The sequence below is a fragment of the Streptomyces sp. NPDC048255 genome, assembly GCF_040652415.1.
Classification (GTDB): Bacteria; Actinomycetota; Actinomycetes; order Streptomycetales; family Streptomycetaceae; genus Streptomyces.
The window spans coordinates 1-17,948 of the sequence record NZ_JBEZMA010000072.1 but is presented as its reverse complement, the minus strand read 5'-3'; the positions used below and the strand labels follow the sequence as shown (position 1 = coordinate 17,948).

Sequence of the window (17,948 nt, the reverse complement as noted above, 5' to 3'; positions counted from 1 at the left end):
AGTGTATTGGCTTCAGGACTGGGGCCGCGCCATGGCCTTCACGAAGGCCTTCTCGACGTCGAGGGTGGACAGGACGCCGTAGATCTCGCCGCCGGGTTCGAGGACGAGGTATTCGGTGGCGGGGTGCGTGCGCAGGTGGTCGAGGAGTTCTTCGCCGGTGAGTTCCGCTGAAACCTTCATGCCGTCGGTGAGGTCCTGGGCGAGGGTGCTGACGGCGATCCAGGGGCGGCGGTGTTCGGGGACGGAGGCGATGGCGCTCTCGCGCACGATGGCGGTGGGGTCGCCGTTGCCGTCGACGACGACGAGGGCGCGGGCTCCGGCCTCGTTGGCGCGGCGCAGGGCTTCGGAGAGCGGGGTGGCGTTCTCCACGGGGATGGCGCGGCGGGTGAGGGCGCGGGCGCGCAGTTCGGGGAGGTGTTCGCGCAGCCGGGCCAGGCGCAGGCTGTTGCCGGCGCCGGTCCAGATGATGGCGGCGAGGATCGCGGCGAGCAGGGCGTCCAGGACGGTGTCCATGCCGGACCGCTCGATGTCCCCGCTGGGGCCGACGACTCCGGTGTGGGTGAGCAGGGGCAGGCCGAGGAGGACGGCGACGGCGAGGGCGCGGCCGATCCAGGCGGCGGCGACGGTGCCGGTCATGGCCTTGCCGGTGATGCCCCAGATGACGGCGCGGAGCATGCGGCCGCCGTCGAGGGGGAGGCCGGGGAGGAGGTTGAAGGCCGCGACGAGCAGGTTGGAGATCATCAGGCCGGCGAGCAGGACGCCGGGGACGGTCGCCGGGTCGACGGCCTTCATGCCGAGGTAGAAGACCCCGGCGAGGAGGAGGGAGAGCAGGGGGCCGACGAAGGCGAGGACGAACTCGCGGCCGGGGGTCTCGGATTCCTTCTCGATCTCGGAGACGCCGCCGAAGAACTGGAGCTGGATGCGGCGTACGGGGAGTTTGAAGCGGAGGGCGGCGACGGTGTGGGCGAGCTCGTGGACCAGGACGGAGGCGTAGAAGGCCACGGCGAAGAAGAGGGAGACGAGGTAGCGGACGGGACCGAGGTCGGGCAGGACCCGGTCGAGCTGGTCGCCGAAGACCCAGGTGATGAGGGCGGCGACGAGGAACCAGCTGGGCGAGACGTAGACGGGCACGCCGAAGGGGCGGCCCATGAGGAGTCCGCCGCCCGGTCCGGAGCGCCGGCCTCCGCGCTCGCCGGTTTCGTCGGTGTCTGCCACGGCTGTCCTTCGTTCGGTGCGTGTCCGGCGGATCGGGTCCGCCGGCGGTTCTGGTGCGGTTCGGGTCCGCGTCGGTTCGGCCGCGGGTCCGGTTCCAGTGTGGTTCCCCTGTGGTTCCAGTGTGGTTCCGGCTGCGCCGTAGCGCGGTGTGATGCACCGATCATGCAGTGCGAGGGTGCCCGGCGTCGATGGTATGCGTGCGCTGTCGGTCGTGGGCCGTAGGGTTTTGTCCATGACGACGAGCCCGGGTGCTGTGCCGAGTGAAGCCGATGCCGACGCGGTGCCGAGTGCGGTGCGGCCGACTTCGCTGTCCCCTTCGCGGGCGAGCGACTTCATGCAGTGCCCGCTCCTGTACCGGTTCCGGGTGATCGACAAGCTGCCGGAGAAGCCGAGTGCGGCGGCGACGCGGGGGACGCTGGTGCACGCGGTGCTGGAGCGGCTCTTCGACCATCCGGCGCCGGAGCGGACGGCGCCGCGGGCGAAGGCCTTGGTCCCGGGGCAGTGGGACCGGCTGCTGGAGGCGAAGCCGGAGCTGACGGAGCTGTTCCCGGAGGGTGACGAGGGAGCGGGCCTGGCGCGGTGGCTGACCGAGGCCGAGGCGCTGGTGGAGCGCTGGTTCACGCTGGAGGACCCGACGCGGCTGGAGCCGGTGGAGCGGGAGTTCTTCGTGGAGACGGAGCTGGAGTCGGGACTGCGGCTGCGCGGGATCATCGACCGGGTGGACGTGGCGCCGACGGGTGAGGTGCGGATCGTCGACTACAAGACGGGCAAGGCTCCGCGGCCGGAGTACGCCGAGGGCGCCCTGTTCCAGATGAAGTTCTACGCGCTGGTGGTGTGGCGGCTGAAGCAGGTCGTGCCGCGGCGGTTGCAGCTGGTGTACCTGGGCAGCGGGGACGTGCTGACGTACGACCCGGTGATCGCGGATCTGGAGCGGGTGGAGCGCAAGCTGCTGGCGCTGTGGGAGGCGATCCGGGAGGCTACGGAGACGGGCGAGTGGCGGCCGCGGCCGACGAAGCTGTGCGGCTGGTGTGATCACCAGGCGGTCTGCCCCGAGTTCGGGGGGACTCCCCCGGCCTACCCCCTGGTGATCGTCCCGCGCGCGGAGGCGGAGGCCGCGGCCGCGTCCCCCGAGGGCGGGGCGGTGCTCCCGGCGGATTCCTGATCGTCGGACCAGGGCAGAATGGGCGGGGTCCGCCGAAGCCGTCCGACGAATACGAGGTAGACCCCGTGGCCATCCGCGTCCTGCTGGTCGACGACCAGCCACTGCTGCGCACCGGCTTCCGGATGATCCTGGAGGCCGAGGAGGAGCTGGCGGTGGTCGGTGAGGCCGGTGACGGCCTCCAGGCGCTGGACCAGGTCCGGGCGTTGCAGCCCGACGTGGTGCTGATGGACATCCGGATGCCGCGCATGGACGGGGTCGAGGCGACGCGGCAGATCACCGGCCCGGGCCGGGACGGTCCGGCGAAGGTGCTGGTGCTGACGACCTTCGACCTGGACGAGTACGTGGTCGAGGCGCTGCGGGCGGGGGCGAGCGGGTTCCTGCTGAAGGACGCGCCGGCCAATGAGCTGGTGCAGGCGATCCGGGTGGTCGCGGCGGGCGAGGCGATGCTCGCGCCGAGCATCACGCGGCGGCTGCTGGACAAGTACGCCGGTCATCTGCCGTCGGGCGAGGACACCGTCCCGGACACGCTGGGGACGCTGACCGAGCGCGAGGTGGAGGTGCTGAAGCTGGTGGCCCGGGGCCTGTCGAACGCGGAGATCGCGGCGGACCTGTTCGTGAGCGAGACGACGGTCAAGACGCATGTGGGGCACGTGCTGACGAAGCTGGGCCTGCGCGACCGGGTCCAGGCTGCGGTGTACGCGTACGAGAGCGGCCTGGTCCGCCCGGGCGCCCCGCAGTAGCGCAGCCCGTACCTCCGAGCCCGCCCGTACCGCCGAGCCCCGCCCGTACCCGGCAGCCCTGTCTACGCCGGCAGCCCCGGCCGTTGTCCGGCCGGGGCTGCTCAGGCACATCGGGCCCTGCGGGCCCTGCGGGATCAGCCCTTGCTGATCTCCCAGAAGCGGAAGACCGTCGAGGCGTCCAGGGACCACTGCAGGCCGGTGACGTTCGGGCGGGTGACCGCGTACTGCTTGCCCTGCCAGAGCGGGAGGATCGGGATCTCGTCGGCGACGATGTCCTGGAGGCGGACGTAGTCGGCGTTCGCGGCGGAGCGGTCGGACTTCGCGGAGGTCGACGGGATGATGGTCCCGCTGATCTCCTTGTTGTCGTAGTTGTTCCGCAGGACGTTGTCCGGGCCGAAGAACGGCTGGGTGAAGTTGTCGGCGTCGGGGTAGTCCGGCACCCAGCCCTTCACGTAGACGCCGTACTTGCCCTCCTGGATGTCCTTCTCGTACTGCTCGAACTCGATGGACTTGACGTCGGCTTCGAAGAGGCCGCTGTCGTTGAGCTGCTTGGCGATGAGCTGGAATTCCTGGTCCGTGGACGGGCCGTAGCGCGTGGGCGTCGAGTACAGGGTGATCTTCACCTTGTCCTTGATGTTGGCCGCGCGCAGGACGGCCTTCGCCTTCTCGGGCTGCGGGCTGCCGCCGTAGCGGTCGAAGAAGGGCGTGGTGTGCCCGGCGATGCCGGCCGGGACGATGGAGTAGAGCGAGGTCGCGGTGCCGTCGTACACGTCCTTGACCAGGGCTTCGCGGTCCACGAGGTAGGCGATGGCCTTGCGGATCGGCAGCTTGCCGGCGACCGGGTCGTTCATGTTGAAGACGAGGTGCTCGACCTCGGCTCCGGTGCCCTGGACGACCTCGACCTTCTGGTTGCCGGTCTTGTCGGCGAGGCCGGCGATGTCCTTGGCCGCGAGGCCGCGGAAGGCGAAGTCGACGTCGCCGCTTTCGAGGACCTTCTTGAGGGCGGCCTGGTCCTCGTTGAAGAACTTCATGGTGACGCCGGAGTTCTTCGGCTTGGCCCGGCCGGTGTAGGAGCTGTTCACCGAGAAGTTGGCGCTCTTCTCGCTGATGGAGTCCAGCTTGTAGACGCCGGAGCCGACGGCCTTGCCGTCGGTGCGGAGCTTGTCCGCCGGGTACTCGGTGTGGTCGACGATGGAGCCGGCGCCCGACGCGATCTTGCTCGGGAAGGTCGCGTCGGAGGTCTTCAGGCGGAAGACGACGGTCTTGTCGTCCGGCGCGTCGATCCCGGCGATCGAGGACAGCATCACGGCGGGGCCGTTGTCGTCGTTGATCTTCAGGGTGCGCTCGAAGGAGTGCTTGACGTCCTTCGAGGTGAGGGCGTTGCCGTTGCTGAACTTCAGGCCGCTGCGCAGCGTGCACTTGTACAGCTTGCTGTCGGCGCCTTCGAAGGCGCAGGCCTGCGCGGCGTCGGGTTCGGGGGTGGTGCCGCCCTTGGGGAAGCTCAACAGCGACTGGAAGACGTTGTTGAAGAGCAGCCAGGAGCCCGGGTCGTAGCCCGACGCGGGGTCGGTGGCCTTCACCTTGTCGGATATCCCCATGACCACGCCCTTGCCGCTGCCGGCGTTGGAGCCATCGGTCGAACCGCAACCGCTGAGCAGCGCGGCGGCGGTGGCTGCGCCGAGCGGGGCCGCCAGCCACTGGTTACGTCGAATCACGCGAACGTCCTTCACAGTCTCACTCGATCGTTGCGCCGGCCTGCGACACCCGCCGCCGGATACTGCCGGTCTCAGCCGCTGACACCTCGGCCGAGCTCCCACAGCTGGAGGTCGGAGATGGCGTTGACGGACCACTCCACTCCGGTGATTCCGTCGCGTGCGGCGACGTACTGCTTGCCCTGCCACAGGGGCAGGACGGGTACGTCCTCGGCGACGATGTCCTGCATTTCCGTGATCGCGGGGACGGCGACGTTGCGGTCGACCGCCCGCCGGGACTCGGGGATGAGCCTGGTGCGCACCGCGTTGTTGGCGTACGGCGTGCCCAGGAAGTTGTCCTGCTCCAGGAACGGGGCGAGGAAGTTGTCGGCGTCCGGGTAGTCGGGGAACCAGCCGAGCCCGTAGGCGGCGTAGTCGCCCTTCTTCTGGGCGGGCCGGAAGTCGGCCCAGTCGCTGCCCTGGACGGTGATGTCGAACAGCTGGGTGGAGTTCAGCTGGGCCTTGAGGGCTTCGAACTCCACGGCCGTGCCGTCGCCGTAGTGGTCCTTCGTGTAGTTGAGGGTCAGCTTGACCGGGGTCTTGATCCCGGCGTCCTTCAGCAGGGTGGCGGCCTTGGCGGTGTTGGCCTCGCCGTACTTGTTGAAGAAGGAGTTGACGTGGCCGTTCACGGAGGTGGGGACCAGCGAGTAGAGCGGCTGCGCGGACTTCCCGTAGACCTTGGAGATGAGCGCGTTGCGGTCGACGGCGGCGGCGAGGGCCTGGCGTACGGCCTTGTCCTTGACGACGGGGGCGTCGGTGTTGAAGCCGATGTAGCGGATCTCCAGGCCGGGCATCGGGACCAGCTTGACGCCCTTGGGCGGCTTGGCGGAGAGCTCGGTGATCTGGGCGGGCGACAGGGTGCGGGAGACCATGTGGATGGACCCGCCGGTGAGTGCCTTGCCCATGGCCGCGGAGTCGGCGAACGTGCGCAGTTCGACCTTGTCGTTCTGGACCTTCAGGTCGCCCTTGTAGTGGGGGTTCTTGCTGAAGACGGCGCGGACGAGCTGGTTGTCCTTGACCTCGGCCTTCATCGTGTACGGCCCGGAGCCGTCCACGGAGAAGCCCTCGCGGAGCTTCTTGGCGTCGTAGTTCTTCTCGCTGACGATGCCGGCGGCGGGGGTGGACAGCTTGGAGGGGAAGGTCGCGTCCGGGGTCTTCAGGTGGAAGACGACGGTGTCGGCGGCCTTGACCTCGACGGTGTCGAGGGTGGAGAGCAGCGAGGAGGGGCCGTTCTCGTCCTTGATGGCGCGGATGCGGTCGATGGAGAACTTGACGTCCTTCGCGGTGAGCGGGTCACCGCTCGCGAACTTCAGCCCGGGGCGCAGGGTGCAGCGGTAACTCTCGTTGCCCGCATCGGTGAAGCGGCAGTCGGAGGCCGCTTCGGGGACGGGCTGGCCGCCGCCGCGCGGGGTGTGCATCAGCGTCTGGACGGTCTGGCGCAGGACGTTCCACGCGCCGGCGTCGTAGGCGTAGGCGGGGTCGAAGGGGGCGGGAGCGTAGTCGGCGGCTTCGAACCGGTCGGTGGTCCCGACGACGATCGCTCCGGATCCTGCTCCTCCGCCGCTCGCGCTGCCGCATGCGGTCAGCGCGGGGGCGAGCAGTCCGGCCGCGGCCGTCAGCACCATGGTCTTGCGGTTCATGCTGGAAGTACTCCCTGTAACCGGCACTTGCTCAAAGCGGCGTAAAGGGCACTTCGCGGCGTCGCCCGTTCGGGGCGGAACGATCGGGCCGGTGTCGTGACGATCGGTCCACGCGGTTCCGGCACAGGGGTGTGTGTCCGGTACGGCTGAGGTGCGGCGCAGTGCCCGCGTCGACACTAGTGGGCCGGGGCGGGATGGCTGGAACTGGCCGGACTTGGGGCGTAATCGCACGGTGATGGGTGCGGACTGGCTGTCTACCCGGAGGTCGCCGAAGATTCGGTCACGAGCTGATCAATCCGGACACAAGGGAAGCCGAAGGGGTCGGCGGACAGGTCCGTCGGGGGTTTGACGGGTGACGAAGGTCACCCGGGACAACTATCCCGAGGAGGATGGAATTTCAGCCTCCGGGTCAGTTGGCGGAAGATCCTTCCGTGGGACCTCGGTCCGGCGGCCGATCCGTTCGGCACGGAGCGTGTACGGGGGGTTCCGGTACGTATCGGTGCCTGTCGAGGCGTGTGGGCGTGTGTGGGCGTTTCGGTCCGTGCGGGCGCCCTGCGGCTCAGTTCATCGAGGCGATGAGGGAGCGCAGGAAGGACAGGTCCACGTCCTCCAGGGAGCGGACGATCGTGCGTCCGGGGGCCGGCGGGATCAGGCCGACCGAGGGGACGGCCACGACCCGGCAGCCGGCGGCCTCGGCGGCCGCCACGCCGGTGGCGGTGTCCTCGATGACGGCGCAGCGCGCGGGGTGGGCACCGAGGGTGCGCGCGGCGAGCAGGTACGGGTCGGGGTGCGGCTTGGTACGGGTCACCTCGTCCCCCGCGACCGTCATCGTGAAGCGGTCCCGGCCGAGGGTGAGGAGGACCTGGTCGATGACCCGGCGGTGGGAGGCGGACACCAGGGCGGTGGGCACGTTGTGCCGGGCGAGCTCGGACAGCAGCCGCTCGGCTCCGGGCATGAGCGGCACCTGGTCGGCGATGCGGGCCTCGAAGCGCTCGTTGAGCAGGACGCTCAGCTCACCGACGCTGATGGCCGCGCCGGTGGACTCGATGAGGAAGGCGGCGCTGCGGCTCATGGGGCCGCCGACGACGATGTCCCGCCAGGAGTCCTCCAGCCGGTGGCCGAGCTCCGCGAAGATCTCGGCCTCGACGTCCCACCAGAATCCCTCGGTGTCGACGAGGGTGCCGTCCATGTCGAGGAGCACCGCCTGCAGGGCGTGTCCGTCAGCCGTACGGGTGACGGGCGCGGGAACGGTGCTGGTCATCCGGCACACCTCTCAGAAGGGACGAGAAGGCCGGTCGCCCGCTCCCAGGGGGTGTCCCCCCGGGAACAGGTGACCGGCCTGTATGGGACCGACAAGTGTACGTCGGTCCGCCTCAGCGTGCGTTGAAATACTTCGCTTCGGGGTGGTGAATCACGATGGCGTCGGTCGACTGCTCGGGGTGGAGCTGGAACTCCTCCGAGAGGTGGACGCCGATCCGCTCCGGCTGGAGGAGGTCGGCGATCTTCGCGCGGTCCTCCAGGTCGGGGCAGGCGCCGTAGCCGAGGGAGAACCGGGCGCCGCGGTACTTGAGGTCGAACATGTCTTCGACCTTGGCCGGGTCCTCGCCGCCGAAGCCGAGCTCGGCGCGGACGCGGGCGTGCCAGTACTCGGCCATGGCCTCGGCGAGCTGGACGGACAGGCCGTGCAGCTCCAGGTACTCGCGGTAGGAGTCGGACTCGAAGAGCTTGGCCGTGGCCTCGCCGATCTTCGAGCCGACGGTGACCACCTGGAGGCCCACCACGTCGGTCTCGCCGGACTCCTCGGGGCGGAAGAAGTCCGCGAGGCACAGGCGGCGGCCGCGGCGCTGGCGCGGGAAGGTGAAGCGGGTCCGCTCGTTGCCCTGTTCGTCCAGGATGATCAGGTCCTCGCCCTTGGACACGCAGGGGAAGTACCCGTAGACGACGGCGGCTTCGAGGAGGTTCTCGGTGTGCAGCTTGTCGAGGAGGCCGCGCAGCCGCGGCCGGCCCTCGGTCTCGACGAGCTCCTCGTACGTCGCCCCGCCCGCGCGGGCCTGCTTGAGGCCCCACTGGCCCTTGAACAGGGCGCCCTCGTCCAGCCAGGAGGCGTAGTCCTTGAGCGGGATGCCCTTGACCACGCGGGTGCCCCAGAACGGCGGGGTGGGGACCGGGTTGTCGACGGAGACGTCGGACCGGCCGCCTGGCTCCTCGGGCTCCTCCGCCTGGAGGACGGGAGTGTCCCGCTTGGCCACGCGGCGCTGCTTGAGCTCGGGCAGGGCCGCGCCGGGGACTCCGCGCTTGACGGCGATGAGGGCGTCCATGAGGCGCAGGCCCTCGAAGGCGTCGCGGGCGTAGCGGACCTCGCCCTCGTAGATCTCGTGGAGGTCCTGCTCTACGTAGGCGCGGGTGAGGGCGGCCCCGCCGAGGATCACCGGGTAGTCGGCGGCCAGCTTGCGCTGGTTGAGCTCCTCCAGGTTCTCCTTCATGATCACGGTCGACTTCACGAGGAGGCCGGACATGCCGATGACGTCGGCCTTGTTCTCCACCGCGGCTTCGAGGATCGCGGAGACCGGCTGCTTGATGCCGATGTTCACGACGTTGTACCCGTTGTTGGACAGGATGATGTCGACGAGGTTCTTGCCGATGTCGTGGACGTCGCCGCGGACGGTGGCGAGCACGATGGTGCCCTTGCCCTCGGCGTCGGACTTCTCCATGTGGGGTTCGAGGTAGGCCACGGCCGTCTTCATGACCTCGGCCGACTGGAGGACGAAGGGGAGCTGCATCTGGCCGGAGCCGAAGAGCTCGCCGACGACCTTCATGCCCTCCAGGAGGGTCTCGTTGACGATGTCGAGGGCGGGGCGGGCCTGGAGGGCCTCGTCGAGGTCGGCCTCCAGACCGTTCTTCTCACCGTCGATGATGCGGCGCTGGAGCCGCTCGTCCAGCGGCAGGGCGAGGAGTTCCTCGGCGCGGCCGGCCTTGAGGGACTTGGTGTTGACGCCCTCGAAGAGGGCCATCAGCTTCTGCAGGGGGTCGTAGCCCTCGGCGCGCCGGTCGTAGATGAGGTCCAGCGCGGTGCCGACCTGCTCCTCGTCGAAGCGGGCGATCGGCAGGATCTTCGAGGCGTGGACGATGGCCGAGTCCAGTCCGGCCTTGACGCACTCGTCGAGGAAGACGGAGTTGAGCAGCACGCGGGCGGCCGGGTTGAGGCCGAAGGAGATGTTGGACAGGCCCAGCGTGGTCTGGACGTCCGGGCGGCGGCGCTTGAGCTCGCGGATGGCCTCGATGGTGGCGATGCCGTCCTTGCGGGACTCCTCCTGGCCGGTGCAGATGGTGAAGGTGAGGGTGTCGATGAGGATGTCCGACTCGCGGATGCCCCAGTTCCCGCTCAGGTCGTCGATCAGGCGTTCGGCGATGGCGACCTTGTGCTCGGCGGTGCGGGCCTGGCCCTCCTCGTCGATGGTCAGCGCGATGAGCGCGGCGCCGTGCTCCTGGGCCAGCCGGGTGACCTTCGCGAAGCGGGACTCCGGGCCGTCGCCGTCCTCGTAGTTGACGGAGTTGATGACGGCGCGGCCGCCGAGCTTCTCCAGGCCGGCCCTGATGACGGGGACCTCGGTGGAGTCGAGGACGATCGGGAGCGTCGAGGCGGTCGCGAAGCGGCCGGCGAGCTCCTCCATGTCGGCGACGCCGTCGCGGCCCACGTAGTCCACGCACAGGTCGAGCATGTGCGCGCCCTCGCGGATCTGGTCGCGCGCCATCTCCACGCAGTCGTCCCAGCGCGCTTCGAGCATCGCGTCGCGGAACTTCTTGGAGCCGTTGGCATTGGTCCGCTCGCCGATCGCCATGTACGAGGTGTCCTGGCGGAAGGGCACGGTCTGGTAGAGCGAGGCGGCGCCGGGCTCGGGCCGCGGGTCGCGGGCGGTGACGGCCGTGCCGCGGACCCGCTCCACGACCTGGCGCAGGTGCTCGGGGGTCGTACCGCAGCAGCCGCCGACCAGGGAGAGCCCGTAGTCGCGGACGAAGGTCTCCTGGGCGTCGGCCAGCTCGGGCGCGGTCAGCGGGTAGTGGGCGCCGGCCTTGGTCAGGACGGGCAGGCCCGCGTTGGGCATGCAGGACAGCGGGATGCGTGAGTTGCGCGCCAGGTAGCGCAGGTGCTCGCTCATCTCGGCGGGCCCGGTCGCGCAGTTCAGCCCGATCATGTCGATGCCCAGCGGCTCCAGCGCGGTCAGCGCCGCGCCGATCTCCGAGCCGAGCAGCATGGTGCCGGTGGTCTCGACGGTGACGGAGCAGATCAGCGGGACGGAGACGCCGAGCGCCTCCATGGCGCGGCGGGCACCGATGATGGAGGACTTGGTCTGCAGGAGGTCCTGGGTGGTCTCGACGAGCAGCGCGTCGGCGCCGCCGGAGATCAGGCCCTCGGCGTTGACCTGGTAGGCGTCGCGGATCTGCGCGTAGGTGATGTGGCCGAGCGTGGGCAGCTTCGTGCCGGGGCCCATCGAGCCGAGGACCCAGCGCTGCTGTCCGGTGGAAGCGGTGAAGGCGTCGGCGACCTCGCGGGCGATGCGCGCTCCGGACTCCGACAGCTCGAAGTTGCGGTCGGCGATGTCGTACTCGGCGAGGGCGGCGTAGTTGGCCCCGAAGGTGTTGGTCTCGACGCAGTCCACGCCCACGGAGAAGTAGGCCTCGTGCACCGTGCGGACGATGTCCGGACGGGTGATGTTGAGCACCTCGTTGCAGCCTTCGAGCTGCTGGAAGTCTTCGAGGGTGGGGTCTTGCTCCTGGAGCATGGTTCCCATGGCACCGTCGGCCACGACCACTCGGGTGGCCAGCGCCTCTCGGAGGGCGTCGGCCCGGGTCTGGGTGTCAGCGGGCGGGTTCGGCAACGAGGCCATGGTTGTGCTCCCTGGGATGCGACGGCTGTCGGCTTTGCACCCCCTCTGTGTCAAGGGTGCACGCGGTCAGGGTAACCGCGCGGCAACGGACCCGGTGAGGCTGTCCCACGTGGCGGACTGCATTCTGTGCGCGGGAGGCCGCATGGGGTACGGGGCGTTCATCGCCCCCGGGAATCGCCCAACCATGCACAAGGTCGGCATCGACCGATAGTGTTCAGCATTGTCGAACTACGTCAGCAGGAGGCTGCGCGATGGCACGGAACATCCAGTCGCTCGAACGAGCCGCTGCGATGCTGCGGCTCCTGGCGGGCGGGGAACGCCGGCTGGGTCTCTCGGACGTGGCCTCGTCCCTGGGCCTGGCCAAGGGCACGGCCCACGGGATCCTGCGCACCCTGCAGGCCGAGGGCTTCGTCGAGCAGGACCCCGCGTCGGGCCGCTACCAGCTGGGCGCGGAGCTGCTGCGCCTGGGCAACAGCTACCTCGACGTCCACGAGCTGCGCGCCCGCGCCCTGGTGTGGACGGACGACCTGGCCCGGGCCAGCGGCGAGAGCGTCTACGTGGGGGTGCTCCACAAGAGCGGGGTGCTGATCATGCACCACGTGTTCCGGCCCGACGACAGCCGCCAGGTGCTGGAGGTGGGGGCCATGCAGCCGCTGCACTCCACGGCCCTGGGCAAGGTGCTGTCGGCCTACGACCCGGTCGCGCACACCCAGGCCGTGGAGGTGGAGCGGGACGCCTTCACGGCCCGTACGGTCACCGACGGCAAGGGCTTCGAGGAGATCCTGGACCTGACCCGGGCGCGCGGCTGGGCCGCCGACGTGGAGGAGACCTGGGAGGGCATCGCCTCGGTGGCCGCGCCCATCCACGACCGGCGCAAGATGCCCGTCGGGGCGGTGGCCGTCGCGGGGGCCGTGGAACGGGTCTGCACGGCGTCCGGGGAGCCCCGGGCGGCCCTGGTGGCCTCCGTACGGGACTGCGCGCGGTCGGTTTCACGCGACCTCGGTGCGGGCCGGTTCTGAGCTTGACCTGAGCCATCCGATCCACCCAGTGGCCATCCCGTGGGCCACTTGGGTGGATTTTGTCATTTCCCGATCATCCAGTGGCTTGTTTTGGTCGATCGAACCGAGTGGTAACGATCCGGTTCTTTGACCTGGTCGACTCTTGACGCGTTCTTCATCTAGGCGGAAAACTGCCGTTCATCGGTCGGCATTGTCGAACACCTACCGGCAATACGCGTTAGGGTGTGACGAGGCCAAGGACCGGTGCAGCACTCACCGAGTGTGTGGACCACCGGAGGGACCCGGTGTCCGCCCACCCCTGGACGTAAGACAAAGGAGTCGCGGGTGTCCAGCTCCGACATCTTCATCGGCGAGACCATCGGTACCGCCGTACTCATCCTGCTCGGCGCCGGCGTGGTTGCGGCCGTCGTGCTCAAGCGCTCCAAGGCGCAGAACGCGGGCTGGCTGGCGATCACCTTCGGGTGGGGTTTCGCGGTCATGACCGCCGTCTACATGACCGGCACCCTCTCCGGCGCCCACCTCAACCCCGCCGTCACCGTCGGCATCGCGATCAAGGACGGCGACTGGGGCAACGTCCCGGTCTACTTCGCCGGCCAGCTGCTCGGCGCGATGATCGGTGCCACGCTCGCCTGGGTGGCGTACTACGGCCAGTTCCAGGCACACCTCACCGACCCTGAGATCGTCGCCGCCAAGTCCGAGCAAGCGGGCCTGGTCGACCAGAAGACGGAGCCGAACGCCGGCCCGGTGCTCGGTGTCTTCTCCACCGGCCCCGAGGTCCGCAACGTCTGGCAGAACCTCGCGACCGAGATCATCGGCACCCTCGTGCTCGTGCTCGCCGTCCTCGCCTTCGGCCTCAACGACGACGGCAAGGGCCTCGGCACCCTCGGCGGCCTGATCGTCGCCCTGACCGTCGTCAGCATCGGCCTCTCGCTGGGCGGCCCGACCGGCTACGCCATCAACCCGGCCCGCGACCTGGGCCCGCGCATCGTCCACGCACTGCTTCCGCTGCCGAACAAGGGCGGCTCCGACTGGGGGTACGCCTGGATCCCCGTCGTCGGCCCGCTGATCGGCGGCGCACTCGCCGCGGGTATCTACAACCTCGCGTTCGTCTAAGTCGTTCGTCCACCGGACTTCCCAGGAGCAGCCACCATGACCACCAGCACCGGCCCCTTCATCGCCGCGATCGACCAGGGCACCACCTCCTCCCGCTGCATCGTCTTCGACCGCGACGGCCGCATCGTCGCCGTCGACCAGAAGGAGCACGAGCAGATCTTCCCGAAGCCGGGCTGGGTCGAGCACGACGCCACCGAGATCTGGACCAACGTCCAGGAGGTCGTCGCCGGGGCCATCGCCAAGGCCGAGATCACCGCCGCCGACGTCAAGGCCGTCGGCATCACCAACCAGCGCGAGACCACCCTGCTGTGGGACAAGAACACCGGCGAGCCGGTGCACAACGCGCTGGTCTGGCAGGACACCCGCACCGACGCCCTGTGCAAGGAGCTCGGGCGCAACGTCGGCCAGGACCGCTTCCGCCGCGAGACCGGCCTGCCGCTGGCGAGCTACTTCGCCGGCCCGAAGGTCCGCTGGCTGCTCGACAACGTCGAGGGCCTGCGCGAGCGCGCCGAGGCCGGCGACATCCTCTTCGGCACCATGGACTCGTGGGTCATCTGGAACCTCACGGGCGGCGCCCAGGGCGGCGTGCACGTCACCGACGTCACCAACGCCTCGCGCACCATGCTGATGAACCTGCACACCCTGGCCTGGGACGAGAAGATCGCCGAGTCCATGGGCGTCCCGCTCAACGTCCTCCCGGAGATCAAGTCCTCCGCCGAGGTCTACGGCCACGTGAAGGACGGCGTCCTCGCAGGCGTCCCGGTCGCCTCGGCGCTCGGTGACCAGCAGGCCGCCCTCTTCGGCCAGACCTGCTTCGCCGAGGGCGAGGCCAAGTCCACGTACGGCACCGGAACGTTCATGCTGATGAACACCGGCGACAAGATCATCAACTCCTACAGCGGCCTGCTGACGACCGTCGGCTACCAGATCGGCGACCAGAGGCCGGTCTACGCGCTGGAGGGCTCCATCGCCGTCACCGGCTCGCTCGTCCAGTGGATGCGCGACCAGATGGGCCTGATCAAGTCCGCGGCCGAGATCGAGACGCTCGCCTCCTCGGTCGAGGACAACGGCGGCGCCTACTTCGTGCCGGCCTTCTCCGGCCTGTTCGCCCCGTACTGGCGCTCCGACGCCCGCGGTGTGATCGCCGGCCTCACCCGGTACGTCACCAAGGCGCACATCGCCCGTGCCGTCCTGGAGGCCACCGCCTGGCAGACCCGCGAGATCACCGACGCCATGACCAAGGACTCGGGCGTCGAGCTCGCGGCCCTGAAGGTCGACGGCGGCATGACCTCCAACAACCTGCTGATGCAGACGCTCTCGGACTTCCTGGACGCCCCGGTGGTGCGCCCGATGGTCGCCGAGACCACCTGCCTCGGCGCCGCCTACGCCGCCGGCCTGGCCGTCGGCTTCTGGCCCGACACCGACGCCCTGCGCGCCAACTGGCGCCGCGCGGCGGAGTGGACCCCGCGGATGCCCGCCGAGCAGCGGGACCGCGAGTACAAGAGCTGGCTCAAGGCCGTGGAGCGGTCCATGGGCTGGGTCGACGACGAAGACGCCAGCTGACCGCACCAGCTGAGTCAATCGACGAGGAGCTAAGAGAGATATGAGCAGCCTGCAGAGCGTCCCCACGCTGGGTACGCACCCGACCGCCGGCTCGAACCCGAGCCGCGCCGAGACCCGTGAGCAGCTGGCGAAGGCCACGTACGACCTGCTGGTCATCGGCGGTGGAATCCTGGGCACCTCGGTGGCCTGGCACGCCGCGCAGTCGGGTCTGCGGGTTGCCATGGTGGACGCCGGCGACTTCGCCGGCGCCACCTCCTCCGCCTCCTCCAAGCTCGTCCACGGCGGTCTGCGCTACCTGCAGACCGGCGCGGTCAAGCTGGTGGCCGAGAACCACCACGAGCGCCGGGTGCTGGCCAAGGACGTGGCCCCGCACCTGGTCAACCCGCTCACCTTCTACCTCCCGGTGTACAAGGGCGGTCCGGTCGGCGCGGCGAAGCTGGGCGCGGGCGTGTTCGCGTACTCGGCGCTCTCCGCCTTCGGAGACGGCGTCGGCAAGGTCATTTCGCCGGCCCGCGCCGTCGCCGACAACCCGGGCCTGAAGACGGACAACCTCAAGGCCGTCGCGGTCTACTACGACCACCAGATGAACGACTCCCGGGTCGCCGTCATGACGGTCCGCGCGGCCGTCGAGTCCGGTGCGGTCGTCCTCAACCACGCCGAGGTCACCGGCCTGCGCATGACGCGCGGCCGGGTCACCGGCGCCGAGCTCAAGGACCGTCTCGACGGCACCGAGTTCGGGGTGGACGCGCGCGTCGTGCTCAACGCCACCGGCCCGTGGGTGGACCACCTGCGGCGCATGGAAGACAAGCACTCGATGCCGTCCATCCGCCTTTCCAAGGGCGCGCACATCGTGATGAAGCGCAAGTCGCCCTGGAAGGCCGCCATGGCCACCCCGATCGACAAGTACCGCATCACCTTCGCCCTCCCGTGGGAGGACCAGCTCCTCCTCGGGACGACCGACGAGGTCTACGAGGGCGACCCGGCGGACGTGCGCGCCACCGAGTCCGACATCCAGCAGATCCTGGACGAGGCGGCCTTCTCGGTGAAGGACGCCGACCTGGACCGCTCGCTGATGACGTACGCCTTCGCGGGCCTGCGGGTGCTGCCCGGCGGCCCCGGCGGCGTGGAGAAGGCCAAGCGCGAGACGGTCGTCTCCGAGGGCGCGGGCGGCATGCTGTCCGTCGCAGGCGGCAAGTGGACCACGTACCGCCACATCGGCCGCGTGGTCATGGACAAGCTGGCGAAGCTCCCGGGCAGCCCGCTGACCGAGGACATGGAGCCGGCGAAGTCGCTGGTGCGCCGGATCCCGCTGCCCGGTGTCGCCAACCCGAACGCGGTCGCGCACCGGCTGCTGGTGGACCGTGAGCCCGGCACGCGGATGGACCCGCTGACGGCACGTCACCTGGCCTCGCACTACGGCTCGCTGGCCTTCGACATCGCGCGGATCGCGAACGAGGACCCGGCGCTGGCCGAGCGCATCCACCCGGACGGCCCGGAGATCTGGGCGCAGGTCGCCTACGCCCGTGACAACGAGTGGGCGCAGACCGTCGACGACGTGCTGCGCCGGCGCACGACGGTGACGGTCCGCGGCCTGGACGACGCGTCCGTGCGCGCCCGGGTCGAGGAGATGCTGGGCCGCAAGGCATAGCTCTCCCGCAGGTGGGGAAGAGGGGCGGTTCCGAGGGGAACCGCCCCTCTGTCGTGGGCTGTGGCCGGTGCCTCATGAAGGCTTAGGCTGACCCACGTACACAAGGGAACTTCGGAAGGAGACCTGGGTGATCGAGCTTGAGGGCGTGCCCGAGCTGATCGACCCGGTCATGGTGGCCGCGTTCGAGGGCTGGAACGACGCGGGTGACGCGGCCTCCGGTGCGGTCGCGCACCTGGACCGGGAGTGGAAGGGCGAGGTCTTCGCGGCTCTGGACGCCGAGGACTACTACGACTTCCAGGTCAACCGGCCGACGGTGTGGCTGGACAACGGGGTACGGAAGATCACCTGGCCGACCACGCGCCTGTCGGTGGTCCGCATCGGCGGCGCCAAGCCGCGGGACCTGGTGCTGGTCCGGGGGATCGAACCGTCCATGCGGTGGCGGTCGTTCTGCAACGAGATCCTCGGCTTCGCGCACGAACTGGGCGTGGAGATGGTGGTCATCCTGGGGGCCCTGCTCGGGGACACCCCGCACACCCGGCCGGTGCCGGTGAGCGGAGTCACCTCGGACGCGGACCTGGCGCGGACGATGGACCTGGAGGAGACGAAGTACGAGGGCCCCACCGGCATCGTCGGGATCCTCCAGGAGGCCTGTACGCACGCGGGCGTTCCGGCGGTGTCCCTGTGGGCGGCGGTGCCGCACTACGTGTCGCAGCCGCCGAACCCGAAGGCGACGCTGGCGCTGCTGAACCGGCTGGAGGACCTGATCGACATCCGGATCCCGCTGGGCGAACTCCCCGAGGACGCCCGGGCGTGGCAGCTGGGCGTGGACCAACTGGCCGCGGAGGACAGCGAGGTCGCGGAGTACGTGCAGACGCTGGAGGAGGCACGGGACACGGCGGACCTGCCGGAGGCGTCGGGCGACGCCATCGCGCGGGAGTTCGAGCGGTACCTGCGCCGCCGGGACCCGGCGGCCGGCCCGGCGCCGGAGCCGGGTGACGGGTCGTACCTGCGGGACACGTCGAGCGGCCTGACGCGCCCGCCGAAGCGCAAGCCGGACGCCTCCGGCGAGGACCCGCAGCCCCCGGCCGTGGCTCCGCCGGAGGAGGACGACACCCCGCCGGAGGCCTAGCCGGCCCGGGCTCGGCCGGGTCCGCCTCGTGGGGCTCCGCCCCACACCCCGCGCCTCAAACGCCGGCGGGGCTGGATCTTCC

Annotated in this window: 12 protein-coding genes; 7 read left to right on the top strand and 5 right to left on the bottom strand. The window is 69.9% G+C overall.

Annotation, left to right across the window (positions count from 1 at the left end):
• Positions 1–12: 12 nt before the first annotated feature.
• Positions 13–1,215, bottom strand: coding sequence for a site-2 protease family protein (locus AB0D94_RS33420; RefSeq protein ID WP_362060024.1), 1,203 nt, complete (start codon positions 1,213–1,215; stop codon positions 13–15).
• Between the two features lie 232 nt (positions 1,216–1,447).
• Here AB0D94_RS33420 and AB0D94_RS33415 point away from each other — a divergent pair, with 232 nt between their 5' ends.
• Positions 1,448–2,377, top strand: coding sequence for a RecB family exonuclease (locus AB0D94_RS33415; protein WP_362060021.1), 930 nt, complete (start codon positions 1,448–1,450; stop codon positions 2,375–2,377).
• A 65-nt stretch (positions 2,378–2,442) separates the two neighbouring features.
• Positions 2,443–3,117 (top strand): response regulator transcription factor, encoded by a 675-nt coding sequence (locus tag AB0D94_RS33410; protein ID WP_362060018.1) that lies wholly within the window; start codon positions 2,443–2,445, stop codon positions 3,115–3,117.
• A gap of 134 nt (positions 3,118–3,251) precedes the next feature.
• Here AB0D94_RS33410 and AB0D94_RS33405 read toward each other — a convergent pair whose 3' ends face one another.
• From AB0D94_RS33405 to metH, 4 genes are all read right to left on the bottom strand, one after another.
• Positions 3,252–4,832 carry an ABC transporter substrate-binding protein gene (locus AB0D94_RS33405; protein ID WP_362060014.1) on the bottom strand — a complete coding sequence of 527 codons (1,581 nt, stop codon included), beginning with the start codon at positions 4,830–4,832 and terminating at the stop codon, positions 3,252–3,254.
• Positions 4,833–4,903: 71 nt separating this feature from the next.
• Complete coding sequence (locus AB0D94_RS33400) at positions 4,904–6,508, bottom strand: ABC transporter substrate-binding protein (protein ID WP_362060011.1); 1,605 nt, start codon at positions 6,506–6,508, stop codon at positions 4,904–4,906.
• A 559-nt stretch (positions 6,509–7,067) separates the two neighbouring features.
• On the bottom strand, positions 7,068–7,769 hold the full coding sequence (locus AB0D94_RS33395) for an HAD family phosphatase (RefSeq protein ID WP_362060007.1): 702 nt from the start codon (positions 7,767–7,769) through the stop codon (positions 7,068–7,070).
• A gap of 112 nt (positions 7,770–7,881) precedes the next feature.
• On the bottom strand, positions 7,882–11,394 hold the full coding sequence (gene metH, locus AB0D94_RS33390; RefSeq protein WP_362060004.1) for a methionine synthase: 3,513 nt from the start codon (positions 11,392–11,394) through the stop codon (positions 7,882–7,884).
• 251 nt (positions 11,395–11,645) lie between these two features.
• On the opposite strand from metH, the gene AB0D94_RS33385 reads away from it, so the two are divergent.
• The 5 genes from AB0D94_RS33385 to AB0D94_RS33365 all read left to right on the top strand — a co-directional run bounded on the left by AB0D94_RS33385 (position 11,646) and on the right by AB0D94_RS33365 (position 17,866).
• Positions 11,646–12,413 (top strand): IclR family transcriptional regulator, encoded by a 768-nt coding sequence (locus AB0D94_RS33385; RefSeq protein ID WP_362060001.1) that lies wholly within the window; start codon positions 11,646–11,648, stop codon positions 12,411–12,413.
• A 324-nt stretch (positions 12,414–12,737) separates the two neighbouring features.
• The gene (locus AB0D94_RS33380) at positions 12,738–13,526 is read left to right on the top strand and encodes an MIP/aquaporin family protein (protein WP_362059998.1); all 789 of its coding nucleotides are present in this window, start codon (positions 12,738–12,740) and stop codon (positions 13,524–13,526) included.
• A gap of 36 nt (positions 13,527–13,562) precedes the next feature.
• Positions 13,563–15,089 carry a glycerol kinase GlpK gene (glpK, locus tag AB0D94_RS33375; protein ID WP_362059995.1) on the top strand — a complete coding sequence of 509 codons (1,527 nt, stop codon included), beginning with the start codon at positions 13,563–13,565 and terminating at the stop codon, positions 15,087–15,089.
• A gap of 40 nt (positions 15,090–15,129) precedes the next feature.
• Positions 15,130–16,737: a glycerol-3-phosphate dehydrogenase/oxidase gene (locus AB0D94_RS33370; RefSeq protein WP_362059992.1), complete on the top strand. Its 1,608-nt coding sequence runs from the start codon at positions 15,130–15,132 to the stop codon at positions 16,735–16,737.
• A gap of 127 nt (positions 16,738–16,864) precedes the next feature.
• Positions 16,865–17,866 carry a PAC2 family protein gene (locus tag AB0D94_RS33365; protein ID WP_362059989.1) on the top strand — a complete coding sequence of 334 codons (1,002 nt, stop codon included), beginning with the start codon at positions 16,865–16,867 and terminating at the stop codon, positions 17,864–17,866.
• Positions 17,867–17,948: the final 82 nt, after the last annotated feature.

Coding starts and splice junctions, on each gene's coding strand:
- AB0D94_RS33370 (WP_362059992.1), top strand. CDS start 15,130: ATGAGCAGCCTGCAGAGCGTCCCCACGCTGGGTACGCACCCGACCGCC.
- AB0D94_RS33415 (WP_362060021.1), top strand. CDS start 1,448: ATGACGACGAGCCCGGGTGCTGTGCCGAGTGAAGCCGATGCCGACGCG.
- glpK (WP_362059995.1), top strand. CDS start 13,563: ATGACCACCAGCACCGGCCCCTTCATCGCCGCGATCGACCAGGGCACC.
- AB0D94_RS33400 (WP_362060011.1), bottom strand. CDS start 6,508: ATGAACCGCAAGACCATGGTGCTGACGGCCGCGGCCGGACTGCTCGCC.
- AB0D94_RS33395 (WP_362060007.1), bottom strand. CDS start 7,769: ATGACCAGCACCGTTCCCGCGCCCGTCACCCGTACGGCTGACGGACAC.
- metH (WP_362060004.1), bottom strand. CDS start 11,394: ATGGCCTCGTTGCCGAACCCGCCCGCTGACACCCAGACCCGGGCCGAC.
- AB0D94_RS33385 (WP_362060001.1), top strand. CDS start 11,646: ATGGCACGGAACATCCAGTCGCTCGAACGAGCCGCTGCGATGCTGCGG.